Annotated in this window: 13 protein-coding genes and 1 tRNA gene; 12 read left to right on the top strand and 2 right to left on the bottom strand. The window is 62.8% G+C overall.

The window, feature by feature from the left end; all coding sequences use genetic code 11:
* The first annotated feature begins 2 nt into the window (after window positions 1-2).
* The 10 genes from ABHM97_RS15205 to pyk all read left to right on the top strand — a co-directional run bounded on the left by ABHM97_RS15205 (window position 3) and on the right by pyk (window position 14,690).
* On the top strand, window positions 3-1,586 hold the full coding sequence (locus tag ABHM97_RS15205) for an anthranilate synthase component I (RefSeq protein WP_349471364.1): 1,584 nt from the start codon (window positions 3-5) through the stop codon (window positions 1,584-1,586).
* Complete coding sequence (locus tag ABHM97_RS15200; RefSeq protein ID WP_349471363.1) at window positions 1,583-2,164, top strand: Trp biosynthesis-associated membrane protein; 582 nt, start codon at window positions 1,583-1,585, stop codon at window positions 2,162-2,164. Before ABHM97_RS15205 ends, ABHM97_RS15200 begins: the two co-directional genes overlap by 4 nt.
* An 82-nt stretch (window positions 2,165-2,246) precedes the next feature.
* Window positions 2,247-2,519, top strand: a complete 273-nt coding sequence (locus ABHM97_RS15195) for an HGxxPAAW family protein (protein ID WP_211714126.1) — start codon at window positions 2,247-2,249, stop codon at window positions 2,517-2,519.
* A 2-nt stretch (window positions 2,520-2,521) separates the two neighbouring features.
* Window positions 2,522-3,340 (top strand): indole-3-glycerol phosphate synthase TrpC, encoded by an 819-nt coding sequence (trpC, locus tag ABHM97_RS15190; RefSeq protein WP_235520537.1) that lies wholly within the window; start codon window positions 2,522-2,524, stop codon window positions 3,338-3,340.
* Window positions 3,341-3,454: 114 nt separating this feature from the next.
* Entirely contained in the window at window positions 3,455-4,831 is a 1,377-nt protein-coding gene (trpB, locus tag ABHM97_RS15185) for a tryptophan synthase subunit beta (protein WP_235520538.1), read from the top strand.
* Entirely contained in the window at window positions 4,831-5,643 is an 813-nt protein-coding gene (gene trpA, locus ABHM97_RS15180) for a tryptophan synthase subunit alpha (RefSeq protein WP_235520539.1), read from the top strand. The genes trpB and trpA overlap by 1 nt, the downstream gene beginning before the upstream one ends.
* Window positions 5,644-5,664: 21 nt before the next feature.
* On the top strand, window positions 5,665-6,819 hold the full coding sequence (gene lgt / locus ABHM97_RS15175; protein ID WP_349471362.1) for a prolipoprotein diacylglyceryl transferase: 1,155 nt from the start codon (window positions 5,665-5,667) through the stop codon (window positions 6,817-6,819).
* Window positions 6,820-7,078: 259 nt separating this feature from the next.
* Window positions 7,079-11,692 carry a glutamate synthase large subunit gene (gene gltB, locus ABHM97_RS15170; RefSeq protein WP_349471361.1) on the top strand — a complete coding sequence of 1,538 codons (4,614 nt, stop codon included), beginning with the start codon at window positions 7,079-7,081 and terminating at the stop codon, window positions 11,690-11,692.
* Entirely contained in the window at window positions 11,685-13,142 is a 1,458-nt protein-coding gene (locus ABHM97_RS15165) for a glutamate synthase subunit beta (RefSeq protein WP_257368327.1), read from the top strand. Before gltB ends, ABHM97_RS15165 begins: the two co-directional genes overlap by 8 nt.
* 54 nt (window positions 13,143-13,196) lie before the next feature.
* Entirely contained in the window at window positions 13,197-14,690 is a 1,494-nt protein-coding gene (gene pyk / locus ABHM97_RS15160; protein ID WP_235520543.1) for a pyruvate kinase, read from the top strand.
* Window positions 14,691-14,822: 132 nt separating this feature from the next.
* Here pyk and ABHM97_RS15155 read toward each other — a convergent pair whose 3' ends face one another.
* Window positions 14,823-15,428 (bottom strand): ANTAR domain-containing response regulator, encoded by a 606-nt coding sequence (locus tag ABHM97_RS15155; protein ID WP_349471360.1) that lies wholly within the window; start codon window positions 15,426-15,428, stop codon window positions 14,823-14,825.
* A 198-nt stretch (window positions 15,429-15,626) separates the two neighbouring features.
* Here ABHM97_RS15155 and ABHM97_RS15150 point away from each other — a divergent pair.
* Window positions 15,627-15,708, top strand: a tRNA-Leu gene (locus tag ABHM97_RS15150).
* A gap of 134 nt (window positions 15,709-15,842) precedes the next feature.
* Window positions 15,843-16,925: a tyrosine-type recombinase/integrase gene (locus ABHM97_RS15145; protein WP_349471406.1), complete on the top strand. Its 1,083-nt coding sequence runs from the start codon at window positions 15,843-15,845 to the stop codon at window positions 16,923-16,925.
* Between the two features lie 22 nt (window positions 16,926-16,947).
* On the opposite strand, the gene ABHM97_RS15140 is transcribed toward ABHM97_RS15145, so the two are convergent.
* Window positions 16,948-17,214 carry a hypothetical protein gene (locus ABHM97_RS15140; protein ID WP_349471359.1) on the bottom strand — a complete coding sequence of 89 codons (267 nt, stop codon included), beginning with the start codon at window positions 17,212-17,214 and terminating at the stop codon, window positions 16,948-16,950.
* Window positions 17,215-17,535: the final 321 nt, after the last annotated feature.

The following is a 17,535-nucleotide window of genomic DNA, read 5'->3' as shown; positions in this document are numbered from 1 at the left end:
CCATGCAGGACCTTGGAATCATCAGCCCGGGCCTGGAAGAGTTCCGCGAACTCGCCGTCCACAGCCGTGTCATACCCGTCCGACTCAAGGTCCTGGCCGACGCCGAGACCCCCATTGGTTTGTACCGGAAGCTTGCCAAGGGGCAGCCCGGAACATTCCTTTTGGAATCGGCAGCAGTAGGCGGGGCATGGTCCCGTTACTCTTTTATTGGGTCCAAGTCCCGGGCCACGCTGACCACCAAGGATGGCCAGGCCCACTGGATCGGCGAACCACCCGTCGGCGTGCCGGTCACCGGTAACCCGGTTGAAGCCGTCCGGGACACCATCGCTGCGCTCCAGACGGACCGTTTTGACGGCTTGCCTCCCTTCACGTCCGGCCTGGTTGGTTTTCTGGGCTGGGAGGCCGTGCGCCACTGGGAGCGGCTGACGTCCCCGCCGGAGGACGACCTGCAGCTGCCTGAGATGGCACTGAACCTCGTTACCGACATGGCAGTCCACGACAACGTGGACGGAACAGTCCTCCTCATTGCCAACGCCATCAACTTTGACGATAGCTCCGAGCGCGTGGACGACGCCTGGCACGACGCCGTAGCGCGGGTGAAGGGGCTGCTTGACCAGATCAGCACTCCGGTGGCCCAGCCCGTTTCCGTGCTGGAAAAAGCAGCCTTGGACTTCGGCTCGAGCGTGCAGGAGCGGTGGGACGAAGCCCGGTACCTTGAAGCGATTGATCGCGGCAAGGAAGCGATCGTTGACGGTGAAGTTTTCCAGGTGGTGATCTCGCGGCGCTTCGAAATGGAGTGCGCGGCCGACCCCCTGGACGTCTACCGGGTCTTGCGCAATACCAACCCCAGCCCGTACATGTACCTCTTCAGCCTGGAGGATGCCGACGGCCGCGAGTACTCGATTGTGGGTTCTTCGCCCGAGGCCCTGGTGACGGTAACCGGTGAGGAAGTCATCACCCACCCGATCGCCGGCTCACGCCCCCGTGGCAAGACAGTTGAGGCCGACAAGGCCCTGGCTGCTGAACTGTTGGCCGACGAGAAGGAACGCTCCGAGCACCTGATGCTGGTTGACCTTTCACGGAACGACCTCTCGAAGGTGTGCGTTGCAGGCACCGTGGACGTCACGCAGTTCATGGAAGTGGAGCGGTTCAGCCACATCATGCACCTGGTGTCCACGGTGGTGGGCGAGCTCGCTCCGCACGCCAAGGCGTACGACGTCCTCAAAGCCACTTTCCCTGCCGGTACGCTGTCCGGCGCGCCCAAGCCGCGGGCTTTGCGCCTGTTGGACGAGCTCGAACCACACCGGCGCGGAATCTACGGTGGCGTTGTAGGCTACCTGGACTTTGCCGGTGACATGGACATGGCCATCGCCATCCGTTCCGCCCTGCTGCGCGAAGGACGCGCCTATGTGCAGGCGGGCGGCGGGATCGTGGCGGATTCGCACAAACCCTCAGAAGCGCTGGAAACAGTGAACAAGGCAGCAGCACCCCTGCGGGCCGTCCACACAGCCGGCTCGCTGCACAACATCTCCGGTGACGCGGTGCTCGACACTGACAAGGCCGACGGCGGGACGACCGCACCATGAGCACGACGACACCCCGTTGGGCCCGAAAGGCAACCCTGGTCCTGGCCATGACGGTGCTCGCCCTCCTGGTCTTTGGGGCCACCACCCAGACCTGGGTCGAGGTCCAGCTGGACCCTAACGGAGCATCCAACAGCAACCTCTACGTCCCAGGAAACAAAGCTGCTACTGCCGTGACGGCATTGGCCCTGGTGGCCCTGGCGGGCGGCTTGGCTGCTTCCATCGCCGGGAAGATCGCGCGACTGGTCATTGCCGCCATCATCGGGCTGTCCGCAGTGGGCATCATCCTGGCCGCCATTACGGTGGCGGTGGATCCGCTCGGTGCGGCGCAGGGTTCCATCGCTGCAGCAACAGGCATCTCCGGCGGGCAGGCCAGTGTCACCACCACGGCATTCCCCATCCTGGCTGTCGTGGCGGGCGCGCTCCTGGCGGTCTGCGCTGTAGTGCTGCCCGTTGCCGGGCGCCACTGGAAGTCGCGGACCAAGTACGACACCCGTACCGGAGGTCAGCAAGGCGGTAACGGGCCGGTGGACGAGATCGACAGCTGGGACAGCCTCTCGCGGGGTGAAGATCCCACGTAGCGCGTCATGGCGTCGGACAATGTCCCGGCCGCCGTCAATAAATGGCAGAATGTAAGCAGTATTCATCCTGAGGAGATTTCACATGAGCAAAACCACAGTGTCCGCACACCAAGCTGAATCCAAGATGGCGAGCCACGCTGACGCCATCGGCCACGGTAATAGCCCGGCTGCCTGGACCTGCGTGATTGTGATGCTCGTTGGCGCCCTGATTTCCTCCATCGCTTTCGTGATTGCCAGCACCCCGATCTTCGTCGGCGGCCTGGTCGTCATGGTCATTGGCCTCATCGTGGGCCTGGTAATGCGCCGCGCGGGCTATGGAGTTGGTGGCAGCAAGCTGCAGAACAACGGCCACTAACCGTGACCGTTCTTGATGACATCATTGTTGGCGTCAAGGAGGACATGGACGGCCGTCGCCGTCACGTATCCCTTGTGGAGCTGAAGGAACGTGCTGCCGACGCAGCTCCGGCACGTGACGCGTGGGCCGCCCTCGGCGGTACCTCATCTGTTCGCAACGACCTCAAAGTCATCGCTGAAATCAAGCGCCGCAGCCCTTCAAAAGGTGATCTTGCGCCCATCGCGGATCCTGCGTCCCTCGCGGTCCAGTATGCCGACGGCGGAGCTTCCGTTATCAGCGTCCTGACCGAACAGCGCCGCTTCGGCGGTTCGCTGGCCGACCTCGATTCCGTGCGTGCCGCCGTCGGAACACCCTTGCTGCGTAAGGACTTTACCGTTGACGAGTACCAGATTTGGGAAGCCCGTGCCCACGGCGCCGACCTCATCCTGCTCATCGTTGCAGCTCTGTCCGACTCCGAACTCGCAGAGTTCAGCGCGTTGAGCCACGAACTTGGCATGAACGTGCTCGTGGAAACGCACACCGAGGAAGAAATTGAGCGTGCTGTTGCGGCACAGGCCAGGATTATTGGCATCAACGTCCGCAACCTCAAGACGCTCGACGTCGACCGCTCGGTTTTCGGATCGCTGGCCGGTTTGATTCCGGCTGAGTCCGTCATTGTCGCCGAGTCAGGTGTCAGGGGCGCCGATGACGTATCGCACTACGCAGCGGGTGGCGCCAACGCCATCCTGGTGGGGGAGGCGCTGGTCAGCGACTCCACGCCGCGCGAACGCATTGCTGAATTCAAGGCAGCGGGAGCTGCCGCCATCGCCGTCAGGAACTGAGGCAGTTACTGAATCACGGCGAACAGTCATAGGGCAGCCCGGGCATGTGCCTGCGGCTGCCTTGTGGCAAGTAGAACTACCCAATGAACTAACTGGAACAGGACGGTGAGACTGATGGTCGACGCGCCAACAGCCGGCTCAGAAGAGAATGTGGCTGACGCATTCCTGCAAGGTGGCCCTTCGCTGCGCAACGCATCGGGGCCCTACTTTGGCAGCTACGGCGGACGCTGGATGCCCGAGTCTCTCATCGCCGCCCTCGACGAAGTCCAGGACACCTTTGAGAAGGCCAAGGCTGATCCCGACTTCATCGCGGAGCTGAAGGACCTCAACAAGAACTACTCCGGCCGACCGTCGCTGCTGACCGAAGCCAAGCGCTTCTCCGAGCATGCAGGCGGCGCGCGGATCTTCCTGAAGCGCGAGGACCTCAACCACACGGGCTCCCACAAGATCAACAACGTCCTGGGCCAGGCCCTGCTTGCCAAGCGCATGGGCAAGACCCGTGTCATCGCAGAGACGGGTGCCGGACAGCACGGCGTGGCCAGCGCCACGGCCGCGGCCCTGCTGGGACTTGAATGCGTTGTGTACATGGGGGCTGAGGACTGCCGCCGCCAGGCGCTCAATGTGGCCCGCATGCAGTTGCTCGGTGCCACTGTGGTGCCCGTGACCAACGGATCCCAGACGCTGAAGGACGCCATCAACGACGCCCTCCGCGACTGGGTTTCGAACGTGGAACACACCCACTACTTGCTGGGTACCGCTGCAGGTGCGCACCCGTTCCCTGCCATGGTCCGCTACTTCCATGAAGTCATCGGTGAAGAGGCCCGCAGCCAGATCCTTGAGCAGACCGGCAAGCTGCCGGACGCCATTGCTGCCTGTATCGGTGGCGGCTCCAACGCGATCGGCTTGTTCCACGCTTTCCTGGATGACTCATCCGTGAAGATCTATGGCTTTGAAGCAGGCGGAGAAGGTGTCGAAACCGGCCGTCACGCGGCTGCCATCTCCTTGGGACGTCCCGGCGTGCTGCACGGCGCCCGGTCCTACCTCATGCAGGACGAGGACGGCCAGACCATCGAGTCCCACTCCATCTCGGCGGGCCTGGACTACCCCAGCGTGGGTCCGGAGCACTCTTACCTTGCTGACATCGGGCGCGTTACCTACGAAGCCATCACCGACACCGAAGCCATGGACGCGTTCAGCCTTCTGTGCCGGACCGAAGGCATTATCCCTGCCATTGAGTCCTCGCATGCCTTGGCTGGCGCCATCAAGATTGGCCACCGGCTCACCGAGGGCAAGGACAACCCGTCCGAGGTGACCGTGATCGTCAACCTTTCCGGCCGTGGTGACAAGGACGTGGAGACTGCCGCTGCCTGGTTCAACATGTTGGACGAGGAAGGGCACGTCAAGGGCACCACCCTGTCCACACGTAAGCCAAAGGGGCCCAGCGAACGCGCCGCCGAAGCTGATGCGGACGGAAACGAGGACCAGAAGTAATGACTGAACAATTCGCCAGCAAATCGGCTGAAGCCATTGACCGCGCCAAAGCTGAGGGCCGTGCGGCCTTGGTAGGCTACCTCCCGGCGGGTTACCCGACAGTGCAGGAAAGCATCGAGGCCGGCATCGCCCTGGCCCGCAACGGCGCCGACCTGATCGAAATCGGCATCCCTTACTCTGATCCCGTGATGGACGGCCCGGTCATCCAGGCCGCCACGACCGAGGCGATTTCCAACGGATTCCGTGTTGCCAACGTCTTCGACGTCGTGGCCGGCATCACCGCTGCCACCGATGCGGCCGTCCTGGTGATGACGTACTGGAACCCCGTCATGCGCATGGGCGTAGATGAATTCTCACGTCGCCTGGCGGAAGCCGGGGGAGCGGGGCTTATCACGCCGGACCTCGTCCCGGACGAGGCCCATGAGTGGTTTGAAGCCTCCGACAAGTACGGCCTCGACCGGGTGTTCCTTGTGGCACCTTCATCCACGCCCGAACGCCTGGACATGACTGTCAAGGCAAGCCGCGGCTTCGTCTACGCTGTCTCGATCATGGGTGTCACCGGAACGCGCACCTCGGTCAGCAGCAGTGCCGAGGACGTGGTGGCCCGGGCCCACGCGGCCGGAGCCGAGCGGGTCTGCGTTGGTCTCGGAGTCTCCAACCCGGACCACGTACGCGAGATCGCCGCCTACGCGGACGGTGTGATCGTCGGTACCGCGTTGGTGGCGGCACTGCGCGACGGCGGGGTTGACGCCGTCGGGCAACTTACCAAGAACCTCAGCGCCGGCCTGGGCCGCGCGGCTGCAGAAGCCTAGGAAAAGGAAACAGCGAACCGAATGCAGACCGTCCTCCACGCAGCGGCAATGGTCCCCCTGAGTATCCCGAGCCCTTCGTGGTCGGGTTTCGACATTCCGCTGCCGTGGGGGACGCTGCGTATCCACGCGTACGCCCTGTGCATCCTTGCGGGCATCATCGTTGGCCTCTGGCTGACGTCGGCGCGCTGGAAGCGGCGGGGTGCTCCGGAGGGAAGCCTGTGGGATATTGCCATCTGGGCGATTCCCTTCGGTATCATCGGTGGCCGCCTCTACCATGTGTTCTCGTCGCCGGATGCGTACTTCGGCCCTGGTTTTGACGGCACTGGCGACCTTTCCTTGATTCCGCAGATCCAACGGGGCGGTTTGGGGATCTGGGGTGCCGTGATTCTCGGTGTTGTGGGTGCCTGGATCGGCTGCCGTCGCGCCGGGGTGAAACTCACGGCCTTCCTGGACGCTGCAGCTCCCGGTCTACTCCTGGCCCAGGCCATCGGCCGCCTGGGCAACTGGTTCAACCAGGAGCTCTTCGGGGCCCCGACCACGCTCCCGTGGGGTCTCCAGATTGATCCCGCCAACGCCAACTTCCCGGCCGGCATGCCTGCGGACACCCTGTTCCACCCAACATTCCTCTACGAACTGCTGTGGAACCTCGCCGGCGTCGGCATTCTGCTGCTCCTCGACAAGAAGTTCCAGTTCCGCTGGGGCCGCCTGTTCTGGCTTTACGCCGTCTACTACACCCTCGGCCGGGTGTGGATCGAAGCCCTCCGGATTGACGATGCCGAACAGATCACCCTCTTCGGTATTACTACCAGGCTCAATGTCTGGACCAGTATTTTTGTCTTCATCGCAGCGCTGCTGATCTTCGTCGCCCTCGGACGTCTGGGTCGTCCGGTGCCGGACTCGCCGTATTTGAAGGGCCGGGAGCCGGAAAAAAGCGTCGAAAAGGAACCGGACGCGGTGACGAGCGTCACCAGTCATGATGTGGACGCATCTGTCTCAGATACTGGTTCGCGTGATAATCTCCGTGATAACCAAAGCGATCCGGGCCACGTTGACGAGCCGCAGGATGCTGCAGGGCGCGCCGCCAAGGACACCACATCCGCCGCGGATGCGACACCTGCCGCAACTGCCGTAAGGAAGGCCCCCGGATCCTCGCCGAAGGCAGACGACACCAAGTAGTCGCCGTCGGTACAGGGGCAACAGAGTCACCGCTCGTAGGGCCCAGTCCACAGCGTCGTGGCACCCCGGAAACCGGACCGCAGCATACCGATGTTCGCTGGTCAAGCCGGGGCCAGTGGTCTGCGTAACTGTTCGTTGCGCTTGATCGGCTGGCCTACAATTCCAAGTACTAGCGCTTTGTTATGCCCGTCACAGGGTAGGCAAGGTGGGGCCAACGTTGTCCCTTCCATACGCACGATCTCGAGGAAGGACGTCTCCCATGACCCATCTTCATAACCCCGGTTGGTCCGAAAATATCGAACCTCAGGGTGCCATGTCTCCGTTCAAGCGCTTTGCTGCGCTCCCGGAGGCCCAGGGTCTTTACAAGCCTGACAAGGAGAAGGACGCCTGCGGCCTGGCAATTATTGCCACGCTCCGCGGGGAACCGGGATACGACATCGTGGAAGCGGCACTGACCGCCCTCCGCAATCTCGAACACCGCGGCGCTGTTGGCGCCGATGAAGGCACCGGAGACGGCGCCGGACTGCTCATGCAGGTCCCGGACGAGTTCTTCCGGGCAGTTGCAGAATTCGAGCTGCCCGCCCCAGGCCAATACGTGGTGGGCACCGCTTTCCTCCCCGCTGAATCACGCGAAGCCGACAACGCTAAGGCCGGAATCGAAGCACTTGCCGCTGACGAGGGCCTGACGGTTCTCGGCTGGCGCGAGGTTCCCGTGGTAGCCGACCTCGTCGGTGCCATGGCTCGTGCGTGCATGCCGTACTTCTCACAGCCGTTCTTCGCCTCGGCCAACGGTGAACAGCTCGATCACAATGAGCTGGACTCCCGTGCCTGGCGTATCCGTAAGCGGGCGCAGAACAAGTTCGGCGTCTACTTCCCCTCACTGTCCTCGCGCACCATCGTTTACAAGGGCATGCTCACCACCGCGCAGCTCGAGCCCTTCTATCCGGACCTTTCGGACAAGCGCTTCAAGACCAAGCTTGCGATCGTGCACTCGCGCTTCTCCACCAACACGTTCCCTTCGTGGCCTTTGGCGCAGCCGTTCCGCACCATCGCCCACAACGGCGAAATCAACACGGTCAAGGGCAACCGCAACTGGATGCGTGCCCGCCAGTCGCAGCTGGCCAGCCCCCTCCTGGGCTCCGTGCCCGAAGAGTTGTACCCGATCTGCACCCCGGGTGCCTCGGACTCGGCCTCCTTCGACGAAGTGGCTGAGCTCCTCTGGCTCTCCGGCCGCCCCATCACGCACTCGATCATGATGATGATCCCGGAGGCCTGGGAGAACCACGCCACCATGGATCCGGCCCGCCGTGCTTTCTACGAGTACCACTCCCTGCTCATGGAGCCGTGGGACGGCCCGGCAGCTGTGTCGTTCACCGACGGCAGCCTGGTCGGCGCCACCCTGGACCGCAACGGGCTGCGCCCGGGACGTTACTGGATCACTGAAGATGGCTTGGTCATCTTCGCTTCCGAGGTTGGCGTCATCGAGGTTGAGCCTTCCAACGTGGTCAAGAAGGGCCGCGTTGCTCCCGGCAAGATGTTCCTGGTGGACACCGAAGCCGGCCGCATCATCGACGACGCCGAGGTCAAGGCCGAGGTTGCCGCAGCCAATCCGTGGGCCGAGTGGCTCAAGGACAACCTGATCGATATCAACGAGCTTCCCGAGCGCGAGCACGTGCTCCACACTGCTGCGTCGGTGAACATCCGCCAGCGCACGTTCGGCTACACCACCGAAGAGCTGAAGATCCTGCTTGGACCGATGTCCAGGACAGGTGCAGAGCCCCTCGGTGCCATGGGTTCAGACACCCCCGTTGCCGTCCTCTCCAAGCGTCCGCGCCTGCTGTTCGACTACTTCGTGCAGTCCTTTGCGCAGGTAACCAACCCGCCGTTGGATGCCATCCGCGAAGAGCTGGTGACGTCGCTGAAGTGCGCCATCGGCCCGAACGGCAACCTGTTGGATGGCAAGCAGGTCCGCCAGCCGCAGATTTCACTGCCGTTCCCGGTCATCAACAACGACCAGCTCGCCAAGATCGCCAATATCGAGAGCCCCGAAGGCGACCGCATCGCCATGAAGGTCCGTGGCCTGTACCGCCCCGAGGGTGGGGAGGCGGCCCTGCGTGCCCGCCTGACCGAAATCTGCGAGCAGGTTTCCGGCGCGATCAACCGCGGCGTGCAGTATGTGGTTCTCTCGGACCGTGACTCGAACGCCCAGTGGGCACCGATTCCGTCGTTGCTCCTGGTCAGCGCAGTCCACCACCACCTGCTTCGCAGTGCCAACCGCACCAAGACCGCCCTCGTGGTTGAGGCCGGCGACGTCCGCGAGACGCACCATGTGGCCGTATTGATCGGTTACGGTGCTTCGGCTGTCAACCCGTACCTGGCCATGGAATCAGTCGAACAACTGATCGCCAACGGCGACGTCACAGGTGTCACGCCCGAAGACGGTGTCTACAACCTCATCAAGGGCCTCGGCAAGGGCGTCCTGAAGATCATGTCCAAGATGGGCATCTCCACGGTGGCGTCCTACACGGGTGCACAAACCTTTGAGGCTCTGGGCTTGTCCCAGGAACTGGTGGATGAGTTCTTCTCCGGCACCCACTCCCAGCTGGGTGGCGTGGGACTGGACGTCATCGCCGCAGAGGTTTCGGCCCGCCACCAGATGGCGTACCCGGAGGGCGGCATCGAGCACCCGCACCAGCCGCTGCTCGGTGGCGGCGAGTACCAGTGGCGCCGCGACGGCGAACCGCACCTCTTCAACCCGGAGACGGTGTTCCGCCTGCAGCACGCTACCCGCGAACGCCGCTACGACATCTTCAAGTCCTACACCAAGGGCATCGATGACCAGTCCGAAAACCTGATGACCCTTCGCGGGCTCCTCAAGTTCAAGGACGGCGTCCGTCCGGCGGTCCCACTCGAAGAAGTCGAGCCGGTCTCCAGCATCGTCAAGCGTTTCTCCACCGGGGCCATGAGCTACGGCTCCATCTCCAAGGAAGCGCACGAGACCCTGGCCATCGCCATGAACCGGCTCGGCGGAAAGTCCAACACCGGTGAAGGTGGCGAGGACGTTGACCGCCTGCTGGATCCGGAGCGCCGCTCTGCCATCAAGCAGATCGCTTCGGGCCGCTTCGGCGTGACCAGCCTCTACCTGACCAACGCCGAGGACATCCAGATCAAGATGGCCCAGGGCGCCAAGCCCGGCGAAGGTGGCCAGTTGATGGCGCAGAAAGTCTACCCCTGGGTAGCCCGGACCCGTCACTCCACTCCCGGCGTGGGGCTCATTTCCCCGCCCCCGCACCACGACATCTACTCGATCGAAGACCTCGCGCAGCTCATCTACGATGCCAAGCGCGCGAATCCCTCGGCACGGGTGCACGTCAAGCTTGTTTCGGAAGTCGGGATCGGCACTGTGGCGTCCGGCGTCACCAAGGCGAAGGCCGACGTCGTGCTTGTTTCAGGTCACGACGGCGGTACCGGCGCCTCGCCGCTGAACTCGCTCAAGCACGCGGGTGTGCCGTGGGAACTCGGCCTGGCCGAGACCCAGCAGACCCTCATGCTCAACGGTCTCCGTGATCGCGTAGTGGTCCAGGTCGATGGCCAGCTCAAGACCGGGCGCGACGTCGTCATTGCTGCCCTTCTGGGTGGCGAAGAGTACGGCTTCGCAACCGCACCGCTGGTGGTTTCGGGCTGCATCATGATGCGCGTTTGCCACCTGGATACCTGCCCGGTGGGCGTTGCCACGCAGAACCCCGAGCTTCGCTCCAGGTTCAACGGCAAGCCCGAGTTCGTAGTCAACTTCTTCGAGTTCCTCGCAGAAGAAGTCCGCGAAATCCTCGCCGAGCTTGGTTTCCGCAGCCTTGAAGAGGCAATCGGCCACGCCGAGGTACTGGACACCCGTGAAGCGATCAACCACTGGAAGGCCGAAGGGCTGGACCTGGATCCGATCCTGCACGGCCTTGAGTTCGACGACGACGTGCCGCTGCGCAACATGACCGGCCAGAACCATGAGCTGGACAAGCACTTTGACCAGCGCCTGATCACCATGGCCCAGGAAGCGCTCAGCGACCGCATGCCTGTCAAGATCACCTTGGACGTCATCAACACGGACCGTTCCGTGGGTACGATGCTCGGCCACGTAGTGACCAAGACCTTCGGCGTCGATGTGCTGGCAACCGACACGATCGACATCACGCTCAACGGCACCGCGGGCCAGTCCCTCGGCGCATTCCTGCCTGCCGGAATCACGCTGCGCATGTTCGGCGATTCCAATGACTACGTTGGCAAGGGCCTTTCGGGTGGACGCATCATCGTCCGTCCGGACCGCACCAACGTGTTCCAGGCTGAGCGCAACGTCATTGCCGGCAACGTCATTGGTTACGGTGCCACCAGCGGCGAAATGTTCCTCCGTGGCCAGGTGGGCGAACGCTTCCTGGTCCGCAACTCCGGCGCGACCGCCGTCGTCGAGGGAATTGGCGACCACGGTTGCGAGTACATGACCGGTGGCCAGACGCTGATCATCGGCCGCACCGGCCGTAACTTCGGTGCCGGCATGTCCGGTGGTACCGCTTATGTGCTGGACCTCCAGCCTGAGCGCGTCAACAAGCTGGCCCTCGACACCGGCGAGCTCCAGCTCCTGGAGCTCGACGCCGAGGACCGCGACATTGTCCACGGCCTGCTCACCAAGCACGTCGAGGAAACCGAATCCGTCCTGGCCGGCCGTCTGCTCGAGAACTTCGACGACACCGCCGCCCGCATCACCAAAGTACTGCCGCGCGACTACGCCGCAGTCCTGCAGACCCGTCTCGACGCCATTGAAGAGGGTCTTGACCCCGATGGCGAAGAAGTATGGTCCCGAATCCTGGAGGTAACCGGTGGCTGATCCACGCGGATTTCTGAAAGTCCGGCAGCGCGAGACGCAGCCACGCCGTCCCGTTCCCGTCCGCATCATGGACTGGAAAGAAGTGTACGAGGCCCAGGAAAAGGGTGTCCTGAAGAGCCAGGCCGGCCGTTGCATGGATTGCGGCGTTCCGTTCTGCCACCAGGGCTGCCCTTTGGGTAACCTCATTCCGGAGTGGAACGACCTCGTGTGGCGTGACAAGGGTGAAGAAGCGATTGAGCGCCTCCACGCCACGAACAACTTCCCGGAGTTCACCGGCCGCCTGTGTCCGGCGCCCTGCGAGGCCTCGTGCGTGCTGGGGATCAACCAGCCCGCCGTCACCATCAAGCAGGTTGAGGTTTCGATCATCGACCAGGCCTTCGAGAACGACTGGGTCCAGCCCCTTCCGCCGACGCGCCTTACCGGCAAGACGGTTGCCGTGGTTGGCTCGGGTCCGGCCGGCCTGGCAGTCGCACAGCAGCTGACCCGCGTGGGCCACACGGTTGCCGTCTATGAGCGCGATGACAAAATCGGTGGCCTGCTCCGCTACGGCATCCCCGACTTCAAGATGGAGAAGGAACAGGTTGACCGCCGCCTGGAGCAGATGAAGGCAGAGGGAACCCGTTTCCGTACCGGAGTCGCAGTTGGCACCGACGTCACCTGGGAGCAGTTGCGCCGCCGTTACGACGCGGTGGTTGTTGCGACCGGCGCGACCGTTCCTCGGGATCTTCCCATCCCCGGCCGCGACCTTGACGGCGTGCACTTCGCCATGGACTACCTCGTCCCGTCGAACCGTGCGGTTGCGGGGGAGACCCCCGAGAACCACATTGACGCACGCGGCAAGCACGTGGTGATCCTCGGTGGTGGCGACACTGGTGCCGACTGCATCGGTACCGCCCACCGCCACCAGGCGGCATCGGTGACCACGCTCGCGATCGGCAAGCAGCCGCCGTCGGAACGTGCCAGCCACCAGCCTTGGCCAACATTCCCCACCCTGTTCGAGGTCGCCAGCGCCCACGAAGAGGGCGGCGAACGTACTTACCTTGCATCCACCGTTGAATTTGTCGGAGAAAACGGCAAACTCACCGGCGTCAAGGTTGCTGAAACCGAGTTCGTGGACGGCAAACGCCTGCCCAAGGCCGGTACTGAGCGGGTTATTCCTGCTGATCTTGTGTTCTTGAGCCTTGGCTTTACCGGTGCTGAGCCGGCAGGGATCACAGAACAGGTCAGCGCAGAGTTCGACGGTCGGGGCAACGTTGCCCGCGACGGCTACTACATGACGAACACCGAAGGTGTGTTCGTCGCCGGCGATGCCGGACGTGGCCAGTCACTGATTGTGTGGGCCATTGCGGAAGGCCGTGCATGCGCGGCCGCAGTGGACAAATTCCTGATGGGAAGCACTATTCTCCCGGCACCGGTCGCCCCCACCGACCGTGCGATCGCGGTCTTATAGCGCCGACAGGAATGTTCTTTTACTCAATCAGCACGAACTACTTAGGGTAGGTATATGAGACGCGCGAAAATTGTGGCAACTTTCGGCCCGGCTATCTCCAGCTTCGACAACACCCTCGCGGTGCTGGAGGCCGGCGTCGACGTTGCCCGTATGAACATGAGCCACGGCGACTACTCCGTCCACGACAACACCTACGAGAACGTCCGCAAGGCCGCGGCCCAGCTGGGTAAGCCTGTGGCCATCATGGCCGACCTCCAGGGACCCAAGATCCGTCTGGGTCGCTTTGTTGACGGCCCCCACGAACTGGCTGTCGGCGACACGTTCACCATCACCACCGAAGACGTCCCGGGAACCAAGGACATCTGCTCCACCACGCTCAAGAGCCTTACCGAAGACGTCAACGTCGGCGACGCCCTGCTGATCGACGACGGCAAGGTAGCAATGCGCGCCGTTGAGGTGGACGACGTCAAGGTCGTCGCCGTTGTCACCGTCGGTGGCAAGGTGTCCAACAACAAGGGCATCAACCTGCCTGGTGTTGCAGTCAACGTCCCCGCGCTGAGCGAAAAGGACGAAGACGACCTCCGTTGGGCCCTCAAGCGGGGCGCGGACCTGATCGCACTCTCGTTCGTGCGCGATGCTTCCGACATCACCCGCGTCCACGAGATCATGGACGAAGAAGGCCGCCGCGTGCCGGTGATCGCCAAGATCGAAAAGCCGCAGGCCGTGGACCAGCTCCACGAAATCATCGACGCCTTCGACGCCATCATGGTTGCCCGTGGCGACCTCGGCGTCGAACTGCCGCTCGAAGAGGTGCCGATCGTCCAGAAGCGCGCCATTGAACTGGCACGCCGTTGGGCCAAGCCGGTCATCGTGGCCACCCAGGTCCTCGAATCCATGATCGACAACCCGCGCCCGACGCGCGCCGAGGCTTCCGACTGCGCCAACGCAGTGCTCGACGGCGCCGACGCAGTCATGCTCTCCGGCGAGACCTCCGTGGGCCAGTACCCGATCGAAACCGTCAAGACGATGGCTCGGATCATCGAATCGACCGAAGTTCACGGCCTCGAGCGCGTCCCCCCGCTGGGCACCAAGCCCAAGACCCGCGGTGGCGCCATCACCCGTGCCGCCGTCGAAATCGCCGACCAGCTGGACGCAAAGTACATCTGTACTTTCACCCAGTCCGGTGACTCGGCACGCCGCCTCTCGCGCCTACGCCCGGTCAAGCCGGTTTTCGCTTTCACCCCGGTGGAGCACGTCTGGAACCAGCTCGCCCTCACCTGGGGCATCCAGCCGGTGCTGGTCCCATCAGTGGGCCACACCGACGAAATGACCGCACAGGTAGACAAGAGCCTGCTGGAAATGGACCTGGTGGACGAAGGCGACCTGGTTGTCATCGCCGCCGGTTCCCCTCCCGGGCAGGCCGGTTCCACCAACTCCCTGAAGGTCCACAAGGTAGGCGACCTTGCCGACACCTCCAAGACCGACGACGGTGCCCGCAAGGAGCCCGTTGGCCCATGGCCTGAAAAGAAGTCCAAGACCAAGGCATAGCCCTTAGTCGTGAAAGCGGGCCCCACCTCTTGGTGGGGCCCGTTTTTGTTTTGCTTTTGGCGGGTACGACGGCGGCCGCGCACCTCGCGTGAGGTGAGCGGCCGACGTCGTTGTTTTGCTGCTGGTGTGGCGCTAGTTGACCTGGTTGATGATGGTCTCGGCAACCTCACGCATGCTGAGGCGACGGTCCATGGAGGTCTTCTGGATCCAGCGGAACGCTTCCGGCTCCGTCAGGCCCATCTTGGTGGTCAGGAGGCTCTTGGCGCGCTCTACAAGCTTGCGCGTGGCGAACTGCTCCTGAAGGTCCGATACCTCGTTCTCAAGCGCCTTGATTTCCTCGTGGCGGCTCAGCGCGATCTCAATCGCGGGGATGAGGTCCGCAGGGGAAAAGGGCTTCACAACGTAAGCCATGGCGCCGGCGTCGCGTGCACGCTCCACCAGTTCCTTCTGGCTGAAGGCGGTCAACAGGACAACCGGAGCGATCCGGGCCTTCACGATCTTCTCAGCAGCCGAGATGCCGTCCATGACCGGCATCTTGACGTCCATGAGGACCAGGTCCGGTTTCAGTTCCTCAGCCAGCTGCACGGCCTTCTCGCCGTGGTCAGCCTCGCCGACGACGTCGTACCCCTCGCCCTTCAGAATTTCGATAATGTCCAAGCGGATGAGCGTCTCATCCTCGGCTACGACAACGCGTCGGGCCGGCTGGCTCGTGGGTGCGGACTCCGTCTGTTCGGTCACGGGATCTCCTAGGAAAGGTTCGGCGGGTTCATGTCCATCTTAGTGTGGACTCTTTGATGGCTGGTTTTTGTTGCATCAGCGCGCCCGGTTCTTTGAATCAGCCTATCTGCATGTATAGTAATTTCGCGTGCTGGGAAAGGATCGCGTTGCTCACAGAGATGGGAGCGGTCAGCGAGATTTAACTTCCCGGTAATCCGCGCCCGAGTGGCGGAATTGGCAGACGCGCTGCACTCAAAATGCAGTATCGAAAGGTGTGTGGGTTCGAGTCCCACCTCGGGCACTGTATTGTCGCAGGTCAGGGGCCTATATGGCCCCTGACTGTTGACAAAAGCCCCAAATCTGTTGACACGGAACTAGCATTTTTATGTGGCTAGTATCCGGAAACGCGTCAAAAAGGACGGCTCTTTGTCCTTCATGGTGGTCTGGCGCGACCCCAAGATCCGGAAGCAGCAGGGCATCACTGTCGACTCCGCGCATGAGGCTGAAACGCTCAAGCGGTTGCTCGATGCGAACGGTCAATCCTTTGAGATCGCCCAGCAGGCACTTCTGGACAGCAGGGCGAAGATACCCACGGTTGGGGAAGTAATCCAGGAGCACATCGACCTCCTGATCCGGCCGTCGAGCGGGACCGTCAAGACGTATCAGACGATGCTTGATCTCCATGTGAAGAAGGTCATCGGCCACGTGCCTGTCGACAAGCTGGACTACCGGATGATCGCCTACTGGGTGAAGTCGATGATGGCCAAGGGGCGTTCACCGAAGACGGTCAAGAACGTGCATGGTCTGATCTCGGCGTCGATGAACACCGCAGAGATGCTCGGCTACATCACGCGCAATCCTTGCCGGGGCGTGCAGCTGCCGAGCGTGGAGAAGGCCGAGGACGAAATGATGTTTCTCACCCACGCGGAGTTTGGATTGATCATGGACGGCATGGGGGAGCGGTACAAGGATTTCACGAACTTCCTGGTGATGACCGGGACGCGCTTTGGCGAGGCGACGGCGCTTACCGTTGCCGACATCGACTTGTTAGGAAAGCCGGCGACAGCTCGGATCAACAAAGCGTGGAAGCGGGATGGGCAGAACCAGTTCTACATTGGGCCGACGAAGACAGGCGCAGGCAAGAGGACTATAGGGTTGAATCCTGCACTGGTGGATCTGCTGATTCCGTTGGTGGCTGGCCGCCTTGGTGGCGACCTGCTGTTCACGACGCCCAAGGGTGGACGGATCGTGCACAAGCTGTACTGGCACCACTACTGGATGCCGGCGGTCAAGGCCGCGCAGGAACGCGGCTTGCGGAAGAATCCACGGATCCACGATCTACGGCACACGCATGCTTCCTGGCTGATCCAAGATGGCGTGCCGATCTTTACGATTTCGCGTCGGTTGGGGCACGCGTCGACCAGGACTACCGAAGGCGTCTATGGGCACCTCATGCCGGAAGCTCTGCAGGCCGGGGCGGATGCGACGGAGCGCTCGGTATCAGCGTTCATGCGCTGACGCTATTACTGCTGGACGGTCCCTAGGAAGCCACCCGATTGCGAGCCCTAGCGCCGATGAGACGGGTGCTGGTGTTGTTTCCTTGGCGGCTGTCTGCTGCCGGGCGGGCGACGGGCAATATCTCACTAAGCCTGGCTATCTCCGCAATGTGCTCCGACGTAAAGACGATCTTTCCCTTGCCCCAGCACGCATGCGGGAAGCGTCCCGCAGCAGCGCCGTCCCGCAGCCATCCCTCAGTGCAGCGCATGAGTGCTGCGGCTTCAGCGGGTTCGAAGAATTCCAGATTCATAACTTTCCGTTCACAGTTCGTCCAAGCTTGCCAATTCATGCTCGGTTCCTAGGGCGAGGACATGACTGGCGAGAAGTTTGTCCTAGGAGTTCTGGGGCAACCGGCGCGGAAAGAGACCCTAGCATCGGCTGCCTGGAAGTCGTGCGGGAGCTAGCGCAATCTATTCGCTGTCCTCGTGGCTCAGCAGCAGAGCGAGGAGTCGATAACGCATCCACGAGTGAGAAAGTCGCTGGGCATGACGACGAGATCAATCTCTTCAGCGCTCGATGTCGCAAGGGCACCGACGACGACCAATCATCCACCGTGTAGGAACGAGTGGTT

The organism is Paenarthrobacter sp. CAP02 (assembly GCF_040137855.1).
Taxonomy (GTDB): domain Bacteria; phylum Actinomycetota; class Actinomycetes; order Actinomycetales; family Micrococcaceae; genus Arthrobacter.
Note: the sequence above shows the minus strand (reverse complement) of the source record. Positions and strands in the feature narration are given on the sequence as shown.